Here is a 21,187-nt window from a genome sequence, read left to right as displayed (position 1 = left end):
TCATGAGCAGCGCCCGAATTGACACCGCCCTGGCAAAAGCATCCCGTATGCTTGCTGCCAGCCCTACTCCCCGGCTTGATGCAGAACTGCTGCTGGCACATGTTCTCCACAAGCCACGCAGTTATTTTTTTACCTGGCCTGAAGCGCTTCTGACCAGTGAACAGATGGCTCAGTTTGTAAAGCTCATCGATCAACGAAAAGCAGGGCACCCCATAGCCTATCTGATCGGGCAACGGGAGTTTTGGAACTTGCAGTTAAAAGTTACCGAAGCCACCCTGATCCCAAGGCCAGACACCGAACTACTGGTTGAGCTGGCACTTGGCTTAGATAGCACGCCGGATCAAAACACCGAATCAACAATGAAAGTGGCCGACCTGGGAACCGGTACCGGCGCAATAGCCCTTGCCCTGGCAAAGGAACGGCCGAACTGGGAAGTTACCGCTATCGACAAAAGCCCGGATGCCCTGGCTGTTGCGGCAGAAAATGCGGTGATCAATGATATCCGGAATACGGTATTTATTGAGGGCTCATGGTGTTCACCACTGGCTGAAGGCTCAATGGATATGATCGTCAGCAACCCCCCCTACATTTGCAGCAATGACCCGCACCTGAAAGAGGGAGACGTTCGCTATGAACCCCTGTCAGCGCTGGTCTCAGGAGTGGATGGACTGGACGATATGCGTGTTATTGCCGAACACTCACTGCAAAGCCTGAAGCCCGGGGGATGGCTCCTGTTAGAACACGGCTATGACCAGGGCAGCCCCGTCCAGACAATCCTTTCCCGGGCAGGCTTCACACAAATTCGCACAGAAACCGATCTGGCCGGTCATGACCGCGTAACCCTTGCCCGCAAACCTGCAGCCTGAAATACCAAAAACCCTACAGGCTTACTCCGTACTGCCGCCATAAGTAATAGCCCTTAATACCAAGCGGCATTCAGTACAGATAAACTGAGTGCCATTTTTTGCCCGCTACGCCAATGTGAAGTTTTCAGACAAAAGCAGGCACGAAATTCTTGCGGACAGACTGGTATAATAGATGGGCCACAGGCGATTAGCGGGCTCCTGGAGAAAACATGTTTGCCAGACGATTTCATAGCTTCTTGCAGCAGGATTACGCCATTGGCGTACTGCTTTTTATCGCCTCAGCACTGGCGATGCTCGCTGCCAATACATTTTTTGCAGAGTATTATGACTTACTGCTATCAACCCCCATCCGTTTTACCGCAGGCCCCCTGGACATCCACAAACCACTGCTGCTATGGATTAATGATGGTCTGATGGCGGTTTTCTTCCTTTTGATCGGCCTCGAAGTCAAACAGGAAGTGCTTGCAGGGGAACTCAGTACTCCGGCCCAGGTTATGCTACCAGGCATTGGTGCCATAGGCGGAATGCTGGTACCGGCACTCTTCTATGTTGCTTTTAACTACTCAGACCCTATTGCCATTAAAGGCTGGGCAATCCCCGCCGCCACTGACATTGCCTTTGCCGTAGGCATTCTTGCCTTACTCGGTAAACGTGCACCCGCATCACTGATGACATTCCTTCTGGCCCTGGCCATCATTGACGATCTTGGTGCCATCATTATCATTGCCATTTTCTACACGGAAGAGCTATCCCTGATGTCCATGGGCATTGCCTCTGCCTTACTGGCAATCCTGGCTTTCTTCAACCATAGGGATGTTACCAGGATCGGACCTTACATGGTTGTAGGCGTATTGCTCTGGATCTGCGTGCTAAAGTCAGGCGTTCACGCTACGCTGGCTGGCGTACTTCTGGCATTTACCATTCCATTGAAAACCGTTGACCGCAGCGGTCGATCACCACTGAAAGCCCTGCAACACAACCTGCACAGCAGTGTTCATTATGTCATTTTGCCTATTTTTGCCTTTGCCAACGCCGGACTTGAACTGAATGCCGAACAGATCAAAAGCCTGTTCACCCCAATTCCCCTGGGGATTGTGGCCGGCCTCTTCCTGGGCAAACAGATTGGTGTATTCAGCTTCTGCTGGCTGGCGGTTAAATCCGGACTGGCCAAACTGCCCACCGGAACCAGCTGGCTCCAGATGTACGGCCTCTCTATACTCTGCGGTATTGGTTTTACCATGAGTCTGTTTATTGGCTCACTGGCCTTTGAAAACGTGAATACCAACTACCTGGTATCAGATCGCATCGGCGTACTGGCTGGCTCCATACTCTCCGCTGTCTTTGGCTTTATCACTCTTTACTGGGCCGGACGCAAACAGGCCTGAGCCTGTTTCCGGCCTCTAGCCCGGATATTTCAACCAACAAGAAATGACACCATTCTCACCAAAGTCTCTGCAAAGCTGTTAAACTCGCTGTCAATTAATCAATCCGGAAGTACTCCACCCATACGATCCAACCTGAACAATGAAAAGGAATTGGCGGTACTTCTGACAAATCATAGAGAGCTCTTTAGCCCATGGAAAACAGAGGCGTTTTGCTGGTTAATCTGGGGTCACCGGACAGCACATCTGTTGAAGATGTTCGAAACTATCTCAATGAGTTTTTGATGGACAAACATGTGATTGACCTGCCATGGGTGATTCGCAGGCTTATCCTCAGCCTTTTTATCTTACCTTCCCGTCCGGCAAGATCCGCTGAAGCTTACAGCGCAATCTGGACTGAGCAGGGTTCACCACTCATTGTCAACAGCGAAAAGTGCGCGGAACAGCTCAGAGAGCGTACCAGCATCCCGATTGAGCTGGCCATGCGCTACGGCAAACCGGATATGGCAGAGGGTCTGAGCAATCTGGCAAAGCAACCGGGCATTGAAGAGATCCTGCTGTTCCCACTCTACCCACACTACGCCATGTCATCGGTAAAAACCGTGATTGAACGGGCCAAAAGCCTGATGCAGGAAATGGGCATCACCCTGCCACTTCGCGTCCACCCGGTGTTCTATGATCACGATGGCTACATTGAAGCGCTGGTCGAAAGTGCAAAGCCCTGGCTGGAAAAAGAGTTTGATCACCTGGTGTTCAGCTACCATGGCGTACCAGAGCGCCACATTACAAAAGATGACCCAACCGGCAATCACTGCCTGAAAGATAAAAGCTGCTGCCAGAAAACCTCCATTGCCCACAAAACCTGCTACCGACATCAGGTATATCAGACAACAGAGGCTTTTGTTGAAAAAGCAGGCATCCCGATTGATAAATACAGTGTTGGCTTCCAGTCCCGGCTGGGAAAAGCCAAGTGGCTGGAGCCAAATACTCTGGATGTTCTCAAGCAACTGGCGGATCAAGGAGCCAGAAAAGTACTGGTTATCTGCCCTTCTTTTGTTTCTGACTGCCTGGAAACGCTGGAAGAAATCGGCATTGGGGCCAAAGAGGAGTTTATTAAAGCCGGGGGTGAATCACTGGAACTCATTCCCTGCCTGAATGATCATCCAGCCTGGATAGACCTGTTGAAGCAATGGTCAGAACACCCTCTGACTCATTGATGATAAAAATGAGTGGGCATGAAACATGCCCACCACCCCATACCCATCTTGTATCCTGCAAACTCTGCCTATATAGTACAACTACTCGGCCGATCTACGTATTTCCCTCAAGAGAAGGGCACAATGAGTAGCGTGATAAACTGGCAAAGACAGTACGTTGATATAAAAAGTAATAATAAGACTTCTTACCAAAAGGGAGTTCTTCTCCTGCCTGAAACTTTCTTCGCTCCTGCTCGCCTGCTACTTCTACTACTGCCTTAGGGCATATTAATTACTATCTCCCCCAATACCCGGCCTTGATGGCCAAACCGCAAGACCACTGATAAAGCGGACTTGCCAGACAAGATTGCTGCGCACACAAAACAAGTAACAGCAGCATAGCCAATAAGAAATTGACCAGCCTTTCGGACAGCAAAGGCAAGGGATACACCATGAACAACAATCAAGTTGTGATTTTTGATACCACCCTGCGCGATGGGGAGCAAAGCCCCGGCGCAGCCATGACCCGTGATGAAAAATTACGCATAGCCAGAACCCTGGAAAAACTTCGGGTAGATGTTATTGAAGCCGGTTTCGCCATGGCCAGCCCCGGTGACTTTGAAGCTGTCAAAGCCATTGCCACCAATATCACAGAAAGCACGGTATGCAGCCTCTCCAGGGCACTGGAAAAAGATATTGACCGGGCCGCCGAAGCCCTGAAACCAGCCAGACGGGGGCGGATTCATACCTTTATTGCCACCTCTCCCATCCATATGCAGCACAAATTGTGCATGAACCCGGACGATGTGATCAAACAGGCTGTATTTGCCGTCAAACGGGCCAGAAACCACATTGACGATGTTGAGTTTTCCTGTGAAGACGCAGGCCGTTCAGAAATAGATTTTTTGTGCCGTATTATTGAAGCAGCCATTGATGCCGGTGCCAGAACCATCAATATTCCGGATACCGTTGGCTACGCCCTGCCACACCAGTTTGGAGAAACCATCAAAACCCTGATGGAACGTATCCCAAACGCTGATAAAGCCATCTTCTCCGTTCACTGCCACAATGACCTTGGCCTGGCTGTAGCCAACTCACTGTCTGCCGTTGTGAACGGGGCACGTCAGGTTGAATGCACCATCAATGGATTAGGGGAAAGAGCGGGCAATGCCTCGCTTGAAGAGATTGTCATGGCCCTGAAAACCCGGTCGGATTGTCTGGGAGTAACCACCGGCATTAACACCACTCAGATTGTACCGGCCTCACGACTGGTTTCCTCCATCACCGGCTTCCCGGTTCAACCCAACAAAGCCATCGTGGGAGCCAACGCCTTTGCCCACGAGTCTGGCATCCATCAGGATGGTGTACTGAAGCACCGGGAAACCTATGAAATTATGTCTGCCGAAGATGTCGGCTGGAATACCAACCGGCTGGTGCTTGGTAAACTGTCCGGTCGCAATGCCTTCAAAACCCGAATGGAGGAACTGGGCATATCGTTCAGCAGCCAGGACGACCTGAATGATGCCTTCCAGCGTTTTAAGGTTCTGGCGGACAAAAAATCGGAAATCTACGACGATGACCTTCAGGCACTGGTGAGTGATGCCCGCAGCAGCAGCGAGCTGGTGGAGAAATATAAACTGATCGATCTGAATGCCAGCTCAAAAATTGGCAAAACACCGGAAGCAACACTCACCCTGGCAATCAACGGAGAACAACAGACGGTTTCCAGCAGCGGCGATGGTCCTGTTGACGCCATATTCAAAGCCATTGAAAAGCTGGCCAACTCCCAGGCCAGGCTGGCACTGTATAACGTCAGCGCCATTACAACGGGCACTGACTCCCAGGGTAAAGTCTCTGTCCGGCTTGAGAAAAACGGGCAGATTGTCAATGGCTCCGGGGCTGACACCGATATCGTCATTGCTTCCGCCAAAGCCTACATCCATGCCCTCAACCTGCTGGAAGCCGATATCACCAAAGCCAATCCACAAACCGGGGGAACGGTTTAATCAATTTGTTTGATTAAAATGCCAACAGGATCTTTCAATGATATTATTGGCGTTTTAATCTTCCTTCTGCTCTTACCCTTGAGAGCAGCAACCGTAAATAGCGGCAACCATTGAGAACCAACATGCAGGGCGAAACCGTTGACCACCCTTCACCATCCAACAGTGATCAGGCTGTCGACAGTTCTGCAGCAAAAATTCAGATTGCCCACCGGGAAAAACTCAGACAGAACTATTTGGGAGCCATGGGCATACAGACCTGGTTTCCCAGATATCAACTGACCAATGCTCAACCAGCCAGACCTTTTGACTGGATAGCAGAGGACGCCCGGGCACTTGCCGAAGCAGAGTCAGCTCAGGCTGTTTCTGGCACTGAAATCAGCTCAGCGTTTAACCAGCAGAATGCCAGAGAGCAGCCCCAGACAGGATACTCGCCGACCAAGCCAGCAGATATCCTTGGGCAATTTATTACCCCATCCAAACCTGTTGAGGACATCAAACAGGAAGTTCAACCTTCACCAGAGCCCGTAAAACAGCTGTCAGGCTCCACCAGCAAATTCCGTCTGGTGATAAAACCCGTCAGCGATGACTGCCTTGTGGTGGCCGAAATGCCACACTCCGGACTCAATCAATTCAGCCGCTACCATCAACGCTTATTAGATGACATTCTCAGAGCTCTCAAGCTCAACCCGGAAGGTGCACAGACTGTTCGTGAATTTGTCTGGCCCATGAGCGAAAGCCGGGGCCTGCTGAGCCAACTAAGCCAGGATGACTACGCCGCTGCCGATGCCGTCTGTGCTTATCTGAGCAACCAATACGGCTTATCCCGCAGAAAGGTGATTCTATTGTTTGGCCAGTCAGCGGCCAGGTTTGTTATGGACCCGGAAAAAGATTTTGAGCAACTACGGGGCATCCAGCCGGGCACTCATACAGACCAGTGGTTTGCTGTAACCCATGGGCTGAATGAACTGATGAAACAGTCCATACTCAAAAGGGAAGCATGGCAGGATCTGGCTCCGCTACTCACCAAAACACCAGACACACAGGGCAATGCCTGAAGATCAAACGATGCAGATAAATCATCAACCATGACACAACCCTCACTCACGTTTCGCCCAATGCTGGAAAGTGACCTGGAACAGGTCAATGCCGTGGAGCAACAGTCAGCAGAACACCCTTGGCGAAAGGCACACTTTTCCGACAGCCTGACCTCCGGCTATACCTGCGAACTGGCAGTGCTTGATGGCAGAATTGTAGGACACTGCGTCATGATGACGGTAGCCGACGAAGCCAGCATTCTGATTCTGACGGTGGACAAATCTTTTCAACGGCGAGGTATCGGTCGGCAGCTATTGCAACACATGCTCCAGAAAGCAGGACAGTCTGGCTGCAACACCATTCTGCTTGAAGTCCGTCGCTCCAATATCAAAGCTTTCAACCTTTATCTCCATGAAGGCTTCAGCGAGATCGGCATCAGGAAAAACTATTACCCCATGGGCAGGGGTTGGGAAGATGCCATCGTTATGGCAATGGAGCCTGATACTTTCCTCAGCTGACAACAACTGAAAACAACTGAAAACAACAGCTGCTCTGGAAGCGACTTATTCCTAACAAACTCGTCAAGCTACGACATTAAACGACAAATGCATCGTATTAGCGCAATGGGTCTTCGTGCGAACGATAAAGTCATCGACCAGGCTTCAAAATCAAACCGGACATCGTAAAAAAAAACTACAAAATACGAGCTTTCCACCCCTGCACACGGATAAATTGACAGGTATAATCGCGCCCCTGTTTCAGTCACAGCAAGGTCTTAAGCGTTGATTATCTTCACCGTCACCAACAAAACCACCTCTCAAGTCTATGTTGGGTCAACCCGCAATGGCCTGGTTGACCAATGGGAAAAAATGGTGGCTGCAGCCGAGCAGAATCTTGACTACCCGCTATACCAGGAGATCCGTGTACACGGCAGGGATGGCTTTGTCGTTGAAGAGTGGGATTTCGTAGAAGACCGCAATGAGCTGAACGCGCTTGAACAGGAAGCCATTGAAACGCTGGGTGCTCGCAGTCTCCGTGGCTATAAAACCAGCACCGTCAAGATCCAGCCTAAAAAGAAAACACGAACCCGCAAGTCCAGCCTGGAAAAAGAGCTTGCCAGCATCTTTGACGGGTTCGACGGCGACATGGATGACTTTGATGAGATTTCTCCTGAGCCGAAAAAGCAGACGGAAGAGAAAACCGCAACACCACAACAGCCCGGCATTGCACAACCAGTGACGCCTGTTTCTGTTGAACGCGTCAGATCACCGGACATCAAACTGGATGTTTCTACCGCACAGGAAAACGCAGCAGAAGCCCGGAAAGAAAAGCTGGTGGCAAAACCGGAAAACGGCTCTCAGGTGAATGCCGTTGTGCAAATGAACAACATCTGTCTCAGCGACGACATTTCGGCCCAGCTTGAAGCCATTCAGGCAGCCGCCAACGCCGTCCTGTCAGGAGACAGCAATGCGGTTGAACTCCTCAACAGCAAACCAGCCGCTCCCGTAACGGTTGAGATCGAAGTGGTTGAACCGCAGCCTGAGCCAGTGACAGCGGCTGAACCAGAGATCATTATTGAGCTTGACCCAAGGGAACAACGCATCCGCGAAGCCATTGAGCGGCACCGCAAAGCCAGGGCCCAGAAGACGTCGGATAGCCAGGCATCCGATCGCCAGCAAATTGAACAACTGCTGGCAGAACTCACCACAAGAGCCATGGGCATGAATAGCCAGAGCGTGGCTGTCGCTGCCTGATTCCTTATACCGGCATTTTCTTCCCCTGAACGTGCCGGCCACCCCTAACTCACATCTATACTTGGGCTATGAAGCCCAACGATCGCTCACTTGAACATCGTCAACAAGCACTTCCTGACAAACTCCGGGAAGCCTGCCATGTTCTGCAACGATTTGAGCAGAGAATGATCCTGATCAGCCATCGCAGTGATCAAATCGCCTTTAAAATGCAGCAGATCCGGAAAGACATCCAGCAGTCAATGCATGGCCACTCAAATCAACCATAAACCACGCTTCACGCCCATGCTATTACGGCCCATAATATGGGCCGTTTTTATTTGATCACTAGCGCTATGTCCCTACCAACAGTCCAACCCGAAAGGTATGAAGAGCAACTGGCAGAAAAGGCCAGCAGCATTTGCAGCGAGTTTGCCGAATTTGATATGCCTGAACTGGAACTTTTCCGCTCCAGGCCGGACCATTACCGGATGAGAGCAGAGTTTCATGTCTGGCATGAGGGCGATCACTGCTACTACCGGATGTTCGATCCACAAACCAGGCAGCCCTTTGAAGTCACCTCTTTTCCCAGTGGCTCCGAAACCATTAACCGGTTAATGATGCCTTTGATGGAGGCTATCATCGCCAGCAGCCATCTGAAGAAACGGCTTTTTCAGGTTGAGTTTCTCACCACCCAGACAAAAGAAGCCCTGGTGTCACTGATCTACCACCGCCAGCTGGATGATCATTGGCAACAGGAAGCAACAGCACTGCAGGAACAGTTTGGCATTGCCATTATTGGACGTGCCCGCAAGCAGAAACTGGTGCTGGATAAAGACTATGTCACTGAAACATTGACCGTGGATGGCAAACCATTCCATTACACTCAGGTAGAAAACAGTTTTACCCAGCCTAATGCCAGTGTTAATGAGCACATGCTTGCCTGGGCCTGTGGTGCCGCACAAGCGATTACGTCCGACAGTAGCAGTGATCTGTTAGAGCTCTATTGCGGAAATGGGAATTTCACCTGCGTGCTTGCCAGGCATTTTACCAGGGTACTGGCCACTGAAATTGCCAAAACCTCAGTCCATTCGGCCCGGGAAAACTTTAAGCTGAATAATGTAGAGAACGTAGAAATCGCCCGTCTATCCAGTGAGGAGTTGACCCAGGCCATGAACAGGGAACGGGCATTTCGCCGCCTGAGCGAGATCGACCTGGACGGCTATGACTTCTCAACCATTCTGGTGGACCCTCCCAGGGCAGGTCTCGATGAAGGAACGGAAAAGCTGGTGCAGAATTTCGACAATATCCTGTACATTTCCTGCAACCCTGAAACGCTCAGGCAAAATCTGTCAACCATTTGCCAGACCCATAGAATCGAAAAAATCGCCCTTTTTGACCAGTTCCCATACACTCATCACGCTGAAATGGGCGTTCATCTGATTCGGAAATAGTCAGATTTACACACCCCGGCGGGACTCCTACTTTGATTCTTAGGAAGAAAAAGTTTTAAAGAAGTTCTCCGGGGTAGCCTCACGTGAAAAATAACAAGCTGAAATATCTGCCAGCATCCATCATTTTCTCTGTTTTCTGGCTTTTCTTTGCACCGACTTCTTATAGCAGCGATGCGGACTATATCAAAACTGCGGTATTGTTCGTGGCCTATGACCAGGGTGAAAGCAACGCTTTCCTGCGTATTCAGGAAAAACTGAAAAATGCCAACATTCCCTACCGGATATTGGCGATGGGTCGCGCTGCTGAAATCTTCAAAAATGACCCGGCTCTGATTCCATTCGATAGATTGACCCACAACGAAGCGCTGTATGAAAATCGCGACCATCTGCTGAACCAGAAGCTGGTTTACCAACTCGCTGAAAGCATCTCGACCAAAATTGTCTATACCGGTATGGCAAGTCGGGCACAGGCTCAGATTGCCAATATCTGGGAGAGAAGAGGTGCCAGGGTCATCGCATTTTATGATAATTTTGAGCCAGTTGACTCCATCAGCTATGTACAGCCTTTTTTAGAAGAGCTGAGCTATCTGGACGAGTTCCATGTCCCCAGTAAAACCACCGCGCTTAGCTTTCAGAGCATCGCTGCCTCCCTGGGAGCAGCAGTGACCGTTACCGGACAGCCCGCACTGGAAGACTGGGACAAAGTCTATGATGAAACCGATATTTTCCTATTACGCGACACCCTCAATATACACCCGGCGCAGCCTGTAGTGTTGTTTGCCGGTGATTACAGCAGCAGCTATCCCAAGGCTTTTCAAACCTTTATTGCAGCAACAAGGAAGCTGCCCAACATTCTTTTTCTGGTTTCATATCACCCCAAGTTTGATGGTGAGCTTGAGCGCAGGATCATTGAGGCTCAATCGGACGGCAATGTCCATCTGTTACACCACGGCACTTATTCCACCGCATCACTGAGCACCATTGCCTCTGCGGTTATTGTCCATAAATCATCTGTCGCCCAGCAGGCCATCTACCGGGGCAAGCCAGTCATCTATGTGGCTGATGAAGACTATCAGAACCTGATGCTGACTGAACAGCTGGCCATTCGCGCATCAAGTGCAGATCCTTTGGCCGTCATGATTTATACTCACATCAGAGGTTTCAGACCACCGGCGGTTGCCGAAAGCCTGGGCATACCGGATGCCCCCAGCAAAACCATAACAAAGTGGATGATTGATGAGCTAAGACAAATGTCTGATTAAAAATAGAGAGTTTTTTGATTCACTGGCTTTATAGAATGTACGCAATGTGATCTACTCAGGAATGATGTGACTCGCATTGAAGGTATACGATGGGCGTCCGAATACCCCATGTACTGATTTTTGTCAGGCTGGCCATTCTCTCTACCATTGTCTTGCTGGCATTGACTGTACTTTGCAATTTGATGGTGGCCAGGGCCACCAATGATGCCCTGTACTCTAACCTGAGCAAGCTCCCCTATAATCAGGTTGGTGTTTTGCTGGGTACCAGCAAATACTCTCGCCTGGGCGGGTTTAATGACCACTACCGGCTCCGGCTGGAAGCAGCCTTCCAACTCTACAAAGCGGGTAAGATTGATTACATTCTCATCAGCGGCGATAACAGCACCCGTTTTTACGATGAACCGAGCACCATAAGGCGTGACCTGCTAAACAAAGGCGTCCCTGCAGAACGAATATATCGGGATTATGCCGGTTTCAGAACGCTTGATTCCGTTCTCAGGGCACATCATGTTTTTGATTTGGATAGCTTTACTATTATTTCCCAGGCTCCACACAATAAGCGGGCTCTGTATATCGCCATGAATCATGATATTGATGCCATTGCCTTTAATGCGGGCGAGGGCTATGACATTGATATCAGCAATAGAGCCAGAGAGATGCTTGCCAGGGTACTGGCTGTCCTGGAGGTACATTTTCTCAATACTGGCCCTAAATTCCTTGGCCCGACCATTGAGATTGGTGTTACGCCCCCTACCTGATCAAACAATACCATTTTCATCTATTTACGGGACAAAACACTACCTGCAGAGCCCCTTTGATATTTCACTGTGTGCTCCGCCAATCTGTTTGATGAAGATACCCAAAAGGCTAAAGGTCAATATTAAAGAACGAAGATTTTTTAACGTAATTTCTGACTTTCTGCATGGCATTAGGAAACCAGTTGTCCAAGCGACGGGTTTCCCGGCAAATTTCATCCGCCAGGCGAGGATTTAGAAAATCATTATAAACAACACCAACTAATGACACATCATGCTGGGTCAGCCTGTCCAGTGCTGTTTTGAATTGTGTTTGTCGAGTCACTCCAGCCATGACGATCATGATTGTTCCATCAACCATGGCACAAATGGACTCTGCGGGAATATTATTACGATTCCTGGCATTTACCGGGGAGGTATCAAAAATCACTGCGTCATAGTTTTCCAGCCAATGCTCCATAAGCTTGCTCATGTTGGTAATACTGCGGAATCCAAGCACATCCGTATCACAAGGGGCCGGCAGTATATCCAGGTTCACATCGTCCGAACGCATAATACAGCCATCAGCAGACTGAGGGTTTGGCAACCAGTCGGTATGAATATGCCCGGAAATATCACCCAGTTCAGGGTGCAGCATGTTCACTTCCACCAGCAATGTTCGCTTGCCATCGATTTCACTGCGCTGACTTAACGCATAAGCCAGGGTACTGCAGCCCTCTTCCGCATTGGCGGAAGTAATAGCGACCGAACGCAACCCTTTACCAATACTGTTGCCATATACCTCTTCAATCTCCAGATAGTTAATGGGTAGCTTGATCATGGCGTAAACCATCCCAGATTGGTGAGGAATTGAATTACCGTCAAAACAGCGGCCGCATCAGCAACCAGCCCCATGAGAACATTCCAGTTTGATTGTGATAATTCTGGCACAAAGACCGTATCACCAGCCCTTAACACCGGTAACCGTGAAGCATCCGGGTCTTTCATAAATTCCACCAGATCAAATGTCGCCGTCCGGTTCTCACAACAGGAACTGTTGACTATGAGTATTTTCTCAACATAAGCGGTCTCCTTTGGTCCTTTCGCCTCTGCCAGTAGATCCAGAATGGTCATGTTATTGGTAAATTCATAACGGCCTGACACAAAAACAGCACCCATAATCCTGACCGTATCTTCAGGTTTTTTCTCAACCCATTTACGTGCTCTGGATGGGAAAAAGATAGAGTCACCGGGTTTCACTTTTGGTAGCAAACTGTCATCACCCGTTTCAAAATATCTCACAAGGTCAAACTTGGTGACTCTGGGAGCTCCCTCATTCCGATGAACTATTCGAATCTGGCTCAGGTCTGCTTCTTCTGAAGGTCCCGAAGTAGCACCAACTATATCCAGAAAACCCATTTCATTGTTAAAAGCGTAGCGCCCCGGTGTTTTAACAGCACCCATAACGTAGATGGCATTTTCCTTTGGTAACTTAACCCAGCTGGAAGTATTGGCTGATGGGTTCTCCGGCAACTCGGGAATAACGATCGTTGTACCACCCGTCAGTTGAGGCATATCTGACCATGACCCACCAACTTCAATAAACTCCTGCATATTGAACTCAATGATATTCCGCTGATCATTGGGGCCTGGCTTAATAACTTTCACATGGGCGAGGTCTGCTTTATCAGTCGGGCCTCCAGCGTTACTGATATAATCCATAAAATCTACCGAAGGTGCCCACTCATAGCGGCCGGGCTTTTTAATAGCCCCGAGTATCTTCAGTGAGTCATCAGTTTCAAGCTTGAGCCAGGACTTATCATCCTCAGGACCTTTTTCGGGGAAAAACACCGCATCGCCCGAGTCAATCGAAGGTATGCTGCTGGTTCGTCCTTCAGTAAAATCCTGAAAGTTAAATGGTATGACTGTGCCATTATTTTTCAAAATCCTGACCGAACGAATATCGGCATATTGGGTAGGGCCCCCTGAGCTGGCGAGAATATCCAGAAAACCAACGCCTTCAGATGTTTCGAATGCACCGGGCTTCTGAACCTGTCCCATCACATACACTTTACGCGCCCCACCAGAAACAGAATCAACCTGCTGAGCAACATAGATGGTTGATCCTGGCTCCAACATTGGCAAATCTTCATCTTTGCCACTGTCAAGAAACTTCTTAAGGTCAAACAGCTTGGGCTCTGTACCAGAAAGCAACCGAATCTGTTCAACATTGGCATAGCGGGTAACCCCCCCGCCTTTCAAAATGGCATCCACAACATTAATGCCTTCCTGGTAAGGAAAGCTAACGGGCTTAAGCACTTCACCAAATACCTTGATCACGGTCCTGTCAGAAACAGAATCCAGCGCCTTATCATCTACGGCTCTGGGCTCTCCGTGCACACTGCTCAGGCCAGGTGAGGTAGGCACAAAAATCTCATCCAGAGACTTTATCTCCGGAAGAACAGAGGGGTCCCCGGTATCCAGGTAGCGTTTAAAGTTAAAGACGTTTTTCTTACCATCCCTTCTCAACTGAAGCCTATCCAGCTGGGCACCATCAACGAAGCCCCCTGCCTCGGTAATCGCCATTTGGATATTACCGGTACTGGGCAGTTCGACCTCACCCGGATTGTTGACAAAACCCAATACAGTGATCAGTAGCCGTTTTTCCTTCAAATGAATGGTCAGTTTATCAAGCCCGAGAAACACATCGGACAACGCCGTATAAATGGCTTTATCTGCAGCCCTTAACGTAAGGTCGGCTACTTTCAACTGCCCTACTTCAGGCAGGTGGATAGTCCCATCTCTGCCAATAAGGAAGTTTGTATTAAACCCCTCTTCCCCCGGCAGCCCAATAACCAGAATATCCCCTGACTGCAACTGATAATGTACAGGGTCTCTCGTCCGCACTGATGATTTATCAATCTCAACGTCTGATGCGTCAGCTACTGCCGGGGCAGCTACCTCCGCAGTCGCCAATTCTGGATTCGTCAGAACAGTCTCTTCTTCGTTTACCGGTGCAACCAACGTGCGAGCTTCTATGCCAGCACTTTGATTGTTTTTCAAACCAGCTTGAGGTGAAACTACTTTTTTACTGCCCGTCTGCTTCTGCGGATCAGCTGCTTTTTCAGGAGTTTTCTCCCGTAAAGAAATCAGCACAGCATCATCGGCTTCCAGCTGCCATTCCGCTGACTGTGCGGCTGGCACTTTAATATGCTGGCTGTTCCTGATCAGGGTAAAATCTGCGTCAACGTCGGAATCGTCAAAAAAAGTGTGGTGTGAATTAAGACTGGTTAACAATGAGTCAATGGGAAAAGGATACTTCCCGGGATTTTGGATATCACCGAGGATGGCAATATTGATCAAACGTTCCGGAGCAATATAGTTTATGCTCTCTACATTGTAAGATTCACCAGTTTTACTGAGTATTTCAGCGGAAGCAGCCTCTTGATCCATTCCCATCAAATTGAGAACCATTCCATCAGGAAAAGTGACTGCCACCGCCTCATCAACTCGAAGAAGTGGCACAGATTCTCCACCATCGCTCAGCTTTATGAGGAACACCCCACCTTTTTCGATGGGTGCATTGGCAAATACTCCGCAAGAACAGACGGCGAGTAACAAGAGAACTGCCAGAGTCTGCAATAGCCTGCTGCAAATACCTGTGCAATGGAGAGTCTTCATTGAGGCACCCGCATAAACAGCCATAAATTTACAGGTCTTGGCCAGTCTGAAAGCCCAAGAACAGAGTCTTTCGACTGTAATGGTTTGTGGCCCTCTTGAATCAGCCCTGAAGCATACTGTAAAGGGCATCCGCCATCTTCAGCCATCGCTTCCATGATCAAACGAACCTTTTCCAGGGCTGCAAATGATTCACTGAGTTGATGACTGGCATCGCCCAGAAGGTCACCATCAATCTCATGCCTGATAAGCCGATGCTTATCATTGATTAAGCTCATCTGCCCGGGAAGGCAATATTCACCACCAGCGTCTTTGAGCTCAATATATCTGGATTGGCTGATATTCAATAATTTAATCACATGAGACCGGTTAATATCCCTGATATTGCGTTTTTCATCAACTGTAAGGCTAAAATCACGGTCAGCATGAAGTGGCCATAGAAATGAGCATGAGGAGAGTAAAGGAAATAAAAAACAAACAAACAGATACCCGGCAGATTTACCACCCGATATCAAAAAAGAAAAAAATAAAAATAATTTATTTTTTCGACAGATACTCTTCAATACTCTCATATTGCTTGATCGTCTGGTTAATCCTGAGCATTGTCAATAACTCGTCAGGCTTTCCATTAACACCAAGCAATCCAAGATTTCTACTCTCTGTCTTTAGACGCTTATAAAGAAAAACCAGCGCACCGATGCCTGAAGAATCAAGTTCATTAACAGAGCTCATATCAACAAGGACATCTCCTGCACACTCTTTAATTAAATGATCAAAGTGACCTCTAACCTCATTCACTGTCTCTGCATTGAATTTTTTATGCAATTCAATAATATCACAGCTGCTGGCTTGATAAGTCGCGTAATCCATTACCTGTTACTCCCAACTTCAATACTTCTTATTATTTACCTGATAAAAGTAAAACATAATTTCACACAACACACATTTAATTAGATTAGACAAAAGAACAGAGATGCATTCTGTAAAAGTCATATTTTAAAGAAAAGAGCAAAAGATCATGAAATAGTCTCGGGAATTAAAAAATAATTAAAATTTCTTTTTTTTATAAAACACAAATCTGAGCAAACCCTATAGTTATTTCGTAAGGCTGTAAAAAATACCAACCAGACAACACGCCTTAATGCATTCAGACATGAAGCTGTATCCAAATAACTCTGAATCGATGGCTAATAATTAAAGTTATTTTTATGGATACCCAGAAGGGCGTACATTCTGCAGAACACTTGTCCATCAAACTGCTTAAGGCGGTCCTTCTCTGTGCCTGCACATTAGGCATTTTACTAAGCCTTGTGCAGGTGTTTCTGGATGCTCACCTGTCCAGCGCTGATATTGATCGAAAAGCCAGGGAATTGCTGGCAATGATTCATGATCCCGCCAGCAAGGCGGCTGACCGTCTTGATACCGATATGGGACAAGAAGTGCTCAATGGTCTGTTGGAAATGAAGTCTGTGCAGGTGGCAGCAATACGACTGGATGATGCGTCAAATCTGGCCAAGGTAGAGAGACCCATTTTTGCTTCCCGGTACCGGCTCCTTTCTGACTATATTTTTGACTCCATCCGTATCTACCGCCAGCCACTTGAACCAGGGAAAGAACACTTTGGGGAATTGATTCTCTCTATTGATACGGCCTATGAAGGTAAGGCGTTTATTCAAAGATCCGTCGTTGTGGTATTCGCCGGGATAATCAGGGCCATAGCAATGGCTCTGTTGATGTACCTGATCTGCTCAACTTTGCTGACTCGTCCCATGAATCGTTTGATTCGCCATTTATCAAGCATTGACCCTGAAGCACCGGGACAGCAGCAACTGCCGGTGCCTGAAGGTAATGAAAATAATGAGTTAGGTCTCTGGGTCAGAACTGCCAATAAACTGTTAACGTCCATTAACTACCATCAAAGTCTGCGTCAAAAAGCAGAAGCCCGTATCATGCGGCTGTCCCAGTATGACTACCTGACCAGACTGCCAAATCGCCGCACCCTGCAGAACCAGATCAATACCTTTATCCAAAAGGCTACCAACAAGCATGAGAACATCGCCATTCTCTGCCTCGGACTGGATGACTTTAAATCACTGAATGCCCAGGTCAACTTCAATGCCGCCGAACATATTCTGGTAAAAGTCTCGGATCGCCTTAGAAACTGCATCGGCAATAAAGCCTATATTGGTCGATTAGGTGAAGATCAGTTTGCCATTATCCAATCAAAGATCGAACAGCCCTATGAGGCCGCGGAAATGGCCCAGTCTCTGATCAGGCAGCTTGACAGACCCTTCGAGATTAACAATGAGCAGCTGACCATCAGTGCTACCGTCGGAATAACGCTCTTTCCCGACGATGGTGAGGATGTCGACACCCTCCTGCAGCAGGCTGAATTTGCCATGATCATGGCCAAGTCCAGAAGCCACAATCGCTACCAGTTCTATGTAGCCACTATTGATACCGAAATCCGCCAGCGCAAACGGTTGGAAATGGACCTCCACCAGGCCCTTGAAAACCGCGAACTCAGCCTGGCCTTTCAGCCACAGTTTAACTATCAAAAAGGCGAGCTGGTGGGTGCCGAGGCCTTGTTGCGCTGGAATCACCCAGAGAAAGGGGTGATCTCACCGGATATGTTCATTCCCATGGCAGAACACAGTCTTGATATTATTCCTATTGGTAACTGGGTTCTGGAGAATGCCTGCCAACAGTTAAACAAGTGGCACCTTGACGGTCATCAAAACCTGCGTCTGGCCGTCAACCTCTCGGCCATTCAGCTGCAGGATCAGAATATTGCTGATCGAATCGCTTTCTTACTGAATAAATACCAGATTCCCCCTGAAACCCTGGAGCTTGAGGTGACCGAAACTTCCATTATTGATGATCTGGAAGCATCGAAAGTCCAGCTCCAGAATATGAAAGACATTGGGGTGACACTGGCACTTGATGACTTTGGAACAGGTTACTCCTCGCTGGGTTACCTTAAACAGTTTCCCTTCGACAAAATCAAAATTGATAAATCCTTTGTCGAAGATCTTCCTGATAACCGCGAAAACTGTGGCATCGTTGAAGCGATTGTTCAGATTGGCAAGAGCTTCGGCCTGAAAGTTCTGGCTGAGGGTGTAGAGACTGTTGAACAGGAAACCTACCTGGCTAAAAAAGGCTGTCAGGAAGGACAGGGCTACTACTACGGAAAGCCACTATCCGCCCACGACTTTATCGGCCTTATATCAAGTCAGGGTGCTTTGCCGGGAAATACGCAGGTAGAGGGTGGCGATTATGAAACGCTGGGAGACAATAATGACTGATCATCCCATTGTCATACTCCTGGACTCCCGACAGGCAGGTGGTATCGAGACCCATGTTTACCAACTTGGCAAAGCGCTGAAAAACAGTGGCTGGCCTGCAGAAATCTGGTTTTACCAGCAATATCAGGCTGAACACCCTCTTGAACAGGCCTTAACAGACTCGGCCATCCGTTTTCGCTATCTCAGCGGCAAGTTGCCCGGGCTAATCTCAGCGCTCAAAGACACACAGCCTCTGTTACTTCACACCCATGGGTACAAAGCCGGTATTGTTGGTCGCCTGGCTGCGGTAGTCACAAGAACGCCTGTTGTTTCCACCTTTCATAATGGTGATCCGGGTGAAGGTATGGTTCGGTTATATTCACTGCTTGATCAGCTGAGCAGCCCCATATCTGAAAATATTGCCGTCAGTGATGAGATTGCCAGAAGATGGATCAGTGCTCCCCATCGAATTGATAACTTTGTGGATGTTCCAGAACATTATCCATCTTCGGGAACAGCCATCGCCTTTGTTGGCCGGTTGAGTCACGAGAAAGGTCCTGACCTGTTTCTGCAACTGGCCAAGCATCAGCCACATCTCCCCTTCCGGCTCTACGGCAGTGGCCCAATGGAAAAAATGCTGCAAAAGCAGCAGGTCAATAACGTCATGTTCATGGGGCAGGTTCAGTCCATGGAAGCCCATTGGCGCGATATTGGCCTGTTGTGTATCACCTCCCGCTTTGAAGGGTTGCCCTTGGTGGCGCTTGAAGCCATGGCTCATGGTGTGCCTGTCCTCAGCTTTCCATTGGGCGGACTTCCGGACCTTATTGTCCAGGGCTTCAATGGCTGGACGTCTCCGGTTGGCGACCTTAATGCAATGAGCAATTTACTGCTGTTCTGGGACTCACTGCCAGAGGCCGTGAAGTGGCAAATCAGAGAAGCCTGTATTGCGACAGTGATCAATAACTATTCAAGTCAGGCGATCCTGCCAAAGATTCTTGATGTCTACCAGCAAGCCGTGCAGGCAAAAGGGTACGATTGGCCCAATACTCTCATCAAAGAGTCCCCTGCCAATGGCCTGGCTAATAAGAAACAGGATCGCTCTCAAACGGTTGGATAAACTCAATGGAACTTGGACAGAATGTTATCAGAGGATTGAAAGTTGGCGCGATCCTGCGTCTTGTGGCCCAGATTTTCACCTGGCTCAATACACTGATTCTGATTCGCCTCCTGACACCTGATGATTACGGTCTTATGGCCATGACCATGGCTTTTATCGGTATCTTTGCACTGATGGGAGACTTTGGTATTGGCAAAGCGATCATTCAGGCAGAAGAACTCACCACAGACCGGCTCCGGCAGGCATGCACGATTAACATTGTTTCCTGCCTGGTCTTTTTCAGCTTTTTCTTTTCCATCGCCCCGGTTATTGCCAGCTTCTTTGATGAACCAAGAGTGACCATTCTGGTCCGGGCTGTCGCCTGCCAGCACCTTATTATGATCTTTCATACCCTCCCTTATGCCATGGCAAGCCGCAGGATGCTGTTCAAAGAGCGGGAAAAAGTCCAGTTTTATACGGCCCTGATGACCAGCCTTGTCACCATCGCCATGGCTGCCTCCGGTTGCGGTGTATGGTCACTGATTCTGGGGCATCTGTTCATGCGTCTGGCTCTGACCATTGGCTATAACGTTATTGCCCCCTGCTGGGTCCGGCCAGCATTGAGCTTCAGGGGTTTTGCCAAAATGGCAGGATTCAGTGGCATAGCCACCGTTAATGATGTGTTGCGTTATTTCGTCAATGTCTTTGGCAACATCAGCATTGGCCGCCTGCTTAGCAAAGCTGATCTGGGGGTATTCTCTGTTGCCAGAAATCTGGCCAATCTTCCCAGCGACAAGATCGGCGAGCTTCTCAACCACCTTGGGCTTTCATCATTTGCCAAACTTCAGAATGAACGTAATATTGCCGGGCAATATCTGCATAAATCCGTTCAGCTTGCCAGTCTGGTACTTTTCCCCATGTATCTCGGTATGTGCGCCATATCGCCTGAATTAATCACTCTGGTCCTCTCTGATAAATGGGCTGCGGCGATTGTGCCGTTTCAAATTCTCTGCCTGACCAGCCCATTCCGGATGCTGTCGGAAATGATGGCTACCGGTATAACCGCCATTGGTGAACCGAAAAAAAATAGCCATACCCTGCTGTTAACTATTTTGACCCTGCCAATTTTTTTCGTTGGTATCCAATATGGTGTTGAAGGAGCATGTTGGGCCTGGTTAAGCATTAACCTGATCAGTTTCGCTGTTCACCTGAAACTCATGCTGCCAGCATTCGAGCTGAAATCATCGTCTTTCCTGAGCGCTCTTCTACCCAGCTTTTGCAGCGCCATGATTATGCTGGGGGGGTTACTGCTGCTTCGGGATCATTTGACCGGCCAGATACATGAGGCTGCTCAACTATTTCTGATGATTCTGGCTGGAGTGCTCCTGTTTTCAGCCACTCAGCTGCTGCTCTTTCGTCGCCAGCTCTTTACCACCCTCAAGTACTTAAGGCACTAGGCTGTTT

General features: G+C 48.8%; 18 protein-coding genes. 14 read left to right on the top strand and 4 right to left on the bottom strand.

What is annotated here, in order from left to right; translation table 11 throughout:
- Nucleotides 1-2 precede the first annotated feature (2 nt).
- The 11 genes from prmC (at nt 3) to CX664_RS00315 (ending at nt 11,689) form a co-directional block, all read left to right on the top strand.
- A complete protein-coding gene (gene prmC, locus CX664_RS00365) occupies nt 3-866 on the top strand; it encodes a peptide chain release factor N(5)-glutamine methyltransferase (protein WP_101744802.1) in 864 nt (287 codons plus the stop codon).
- 209 nt (nt 867-1,075) lie between these two features.
- A complete protein-coding gene (gene nhaA / locus CX664_RS00360) occupies nt 1,076-2,251 on the top strand; it encodes a Na+/H+ antiporter NhaA (protein ID WP_101744801.1) in 1,176 nt (391 codons plus the stop codon).
- Between the two features lie 191 nt (nt 2,252-2,442).
- Complete coding sequence (gene hemH / locus CX664_RS00355; RefSeq protein WP_101744800.1) at nt 2,443-3,465, top strand: ferrochelatase; 1,023 nt, start codon at nt 2,443-2,445, stop codon at nt 3,463-3,465.
- 431 nt (nt 3,466-3,896) lie between these two features.
- The gene (locus CX664_RS00350) at nt 3,897-5,450 is read left to right on the top strand and encodes a 2-isopropylmalate synthase (RefSeq protein WP_101744799.1); all 1,554 of its coding nucleotides are present in this window, start codon (nt 3,897-3,899) and stop codon (nt 5,448-5,450) included.
- Between the two features lie 122 nt (nt 5,451-5,572).
- Entirely contained in the window at nt 5,573-6,505 is a 933-nt protein-coding gene (locus CX664_RS00345; protein ID WP_101744798.1) for a uracil-DNA glycosylase family protein, read from the top strand.
- A 30-nt stretch (nt 6,506-6,535) separates the two neighbouring features.
- Entirely contained in the window at nt 6,536-7,003 is a 468-nt protein-coding gene (gene rimI / locus CX664_RS00340) for a ribosomal protein S18-alanine N-acetyltransferase (RefSeq protein WP_101744797.1), read from the top strand.
- A gap of 264 nt (nt 7,004-7,267) precedes the next feature.
- Nucleotides 7,268-8,239, top strand: a complete 972-nt coding sequence (locus CX664_RS00335; RefSeq protein ID WP_101744796.1) for a GIY-YIG nuclease family protein — start codon at nt 7,268-7,270, stop codon at nt 8,237-8,239.
- Nucleotides 8,240-8,307: 68 nt separating this feature from the next.
- Entirely contained in the window at nt 8,308-8,505 is a 198-nt protein-coding gene (locus CX664_RS00330) for a hypothetical protein (RefSeq protein ID WP_101744795.1), read from the top strand.
- A gap of 66 nt (nt 8,506-8,571) precedes the next feature.
- Nucleotides 8,572-9,669, top strand: coding sequence for a tRNA (uridine(54)-C5)-methyltransferase TrmA (trmA, locus tag CX664_RS00325; RefSeq protein ID WP_101744794.1), 1,098 nt, complete (start codon nt 8,572-8,574; stop codon nt 9,667-9,669).
- 83 nt (nt 9,670-9,752) lie between these two features.
- Nucleotides 9,753-10,931, top strand: a complete 1,179-nt coding sequence (locus CX664_RS00320) for a hypothetical protein (protein WP_101744793.1) — start codon at nt 9,753-9,755, stop codon at nt 10,929-10,931.
- Between the two features lie 89 nt (nt 10,932-11,020).
- Nucleotides 11,021-11,689 (top strand): SanA/YdcF family protein, encoded by a 669-nt coding sequence (locus tag CX664_RS00315; RefSeq protein ID WP_101744792.1) that lies wholly within the window; start codon nt 11,021-11,023, stop codon nt 11,687-11,689.
- A 109-nt stretch (nt 11,690-11,798) separates the two neighbouring features.
- On the opposite strand, the gene CX664_RS00310 is transcribed toward CX664_RS00315, so the two are convergent.
- The 4 genes from CX664_RS00310 to CX664_RS00300 form a co-directional block, all read right to left on the bottom strand.
- Nucleotides 11,799-12,506 (bottom strand): CpsD/CapB family tyrosine-protein kinase, encoded by a 708-nt coding sequence (locus CX664_RS00310; RefSeq protein WP_101744791.1) that lies wholly within the window; start codon nt 12,504-12,506, stop codon nt 11,799-11,801.
- On the bottom strand, nt 12,503-15,190 hold the full coding sequence (locus tag CX664_RS00305) for an SLBB domain-containing protein (RefSeq protein WP_180966331.1): 2,688 nt from the start codon (nt 15,188-15,190) through the stop codon (nt 12,503-12,505). Before CX664_RS00305 ends, CX664_RS00310 begins: the two co-directional genes overlap by 4 nt.
- Before the next feature lie 152 nt (nt 15,191-15,342).
- A complete protein-coding gene (locus tag CX664_RS26085) occupies nt 15,343-15,690 on the bottom strand; it encodes a hypothetical protein (protein ID WP_163369433.1) in 348 nt (115 codons plus the stop codon).
- A gap of 190 nt (nt 15,691-15,880) precedes the next feature.
- Nucleotides 15,881-16,213, bottom strand: coding sequence for an STAS domain-containing protein (locus tag CX664_RS00300; RefSeq protein ID WP_101744789.1), 333 nt, complete (start codon nt 16,211-16,213; stop codon nt 15,881-15,883).
- Nucleotides 16,214-16,551: 338 nt separating this feature from the next.
- On the opposite strand from CX664_RS00300, the gene CX664_RS00295 reads away from it, so the two are divergent.
- The 3 genes from CX664_RS00295 to CX664_RS00285 are packed head-to-tail and all read left to right on the top strand — an operon-like array spanning nt 16,552 to nt 21,180.
- Nucleotides 16,552-18,648 (top strand): putative bifunctional diguanylate cyclase/phosphodiesterase, encoded by a 2,097-nt coding sequence (locus tag CX664_RS00295; protein WP_101744788.1) that lies wholly within the window; start codon nt 16,552-16,554, stop codon nt 18,646-18,648.
- The gene (locus CX664_RS00290; protein ID WP_163369431.1) at nt 18,641-19,744 is read left to right on the top strand and encodes a glycosyltransferase family 4 protein; all 1,104 of its coding nucleotides are present in this window, start codon (nt 18,641-18,643) and stop codon (nt 19,742-19,744) included. Before CX664_RS00295 ends, CX664_RS00290 begins: the two co-directional genes overlap by 8 nt.
- 5 nt (nt 19,745-19,749) lie before the next feature.
- A complete protein-coding gene (locus CX664_RS00285; protein ID WP_101744786.1) occupies nt 19,750-21,180 on the top strand; it encodes a lipopolysaccharide biosynthesis protein in 1,431 nt (476 codons plus the stop codon).
- The last annotated feature ends 7 nt before the right edge of the window (nt 21,181-21,187 follow it).

Origin of the sequence: Endozoicomonas acroporae (assembly GCF_002864045.1) — a bacterium.
Classification (GTDB): Bacteria; Pseudomonadota; Gammaproteobacteria; order Pseudomonadales; family Endozoicomonadaceae; genus Endozoicomonas; species Endozoicomonas acroporae.
Note: the sequence above shows the minus strand (reverse complement) of the source record. Positions and strands in the feature narration are given on the sequence as shown.

What these genes read in the sequence shown, in the direction of transcription:
- CX664_RS00315 (WP_101744792.1), top strand. Translation starts at nt 11,021, where the DNA reads ATGGGCGTCCGAATACCCCATGTACTGATTTTTGTCAGGCTGGCCATT.
- CX664_RS00330 (WP_101744795.1), top strand. Translation starts at nt 8,308, where the DNA reads ATGAAGCCCAACGATCGCTCACTTGAACATCGTCAACAAGCACTTCCT.
- CX664_RS00300 (WP_101744789.1), bottom strand. Translation starts at nt 16,213, where the DNA reads ATGGATTACGCGACTTATCAAGCCAGCAGCTGTGATATTATTGAATTG.
- CX664_RS00295 (WP_101744788.1), top strand. Translation starts at nt 16,552, where the DNA reads ATGGATACCCAGAAGGGCGTACATTCTGCAGAACACTTGTCCATCAAA.
- trmA (WP_101744794.1), top strand. Translation starts at nt 8,572, where the DNA reads ATGTCCCTACCAACAGTCCAACCCGAAAGGTATGAAGAGCAACTGGCA.
- nhaA (WP_101744801.1), top strand. Translation starts at nt 1,076, where the DNA reads ATGTTTGCCAGACGATTTCATAGCTTCTTGCAGCAGGATTACGCCATT.
- hemH (WP_101744800.1), top strand. Translation starts at nt 2,443, where the DNA reads ATGGAAAACAGAGGCGTTTTGCTGGTTAATCTGGGGTCACCGGACAGC.
- CX664_RS00310 (WP_101744791.1), bottom strand. Translation starts at nt 12,506, where the DNA reads ATGATCAAGCTACCCATTAACTATCTGGAGATTGAAGAGGTATATGGC.
- prmC (WP_101744802.1), top strand. Translation starts at nt 3, where the DNA reads ATGAGCAGCGCCCGAATTGACACCGCCCTGGCAAAAGCATCCCGTATG.
- CX664_RS00350 (WP_101744799.1), top strand. Translation starts at nt 3,897, where the DNA reads ATGAACAACAATCAAGTTGTGATTTTTGATACCACCCTGCGCGATGGG.
- CX664_RS00285 (WP_101744786.1), top strand. Translation starts at nt 19,750, where the DNA reads ATGGAACTTGGACAGAATGTTATCAGAGGATTGAAAGTTGGCGCGATC.
- CX664_RS00290 (WP_163369431.1), top strand. Translation starts at nt 18,641, where the DNA reads ATGACTGATCATCCCATTGTCATACTCCTGGACTCCCGACAGGCAGGT.
- rimI (WP_101744797.1), top strand. Translation starts at nt 6,536, where the DNA reads ATGACACAACCCTCACTCACGTTTCGCCCAATGCTGGAAAGTGACCTG.
- CX664_RS00345 (WP_101744798.1), top strand. Translation starts at nt 5,573, where the DNA reads ATGCAGGGCGAAACCGTTGACCACCCTTCACCATCCAACAGTGATCAG.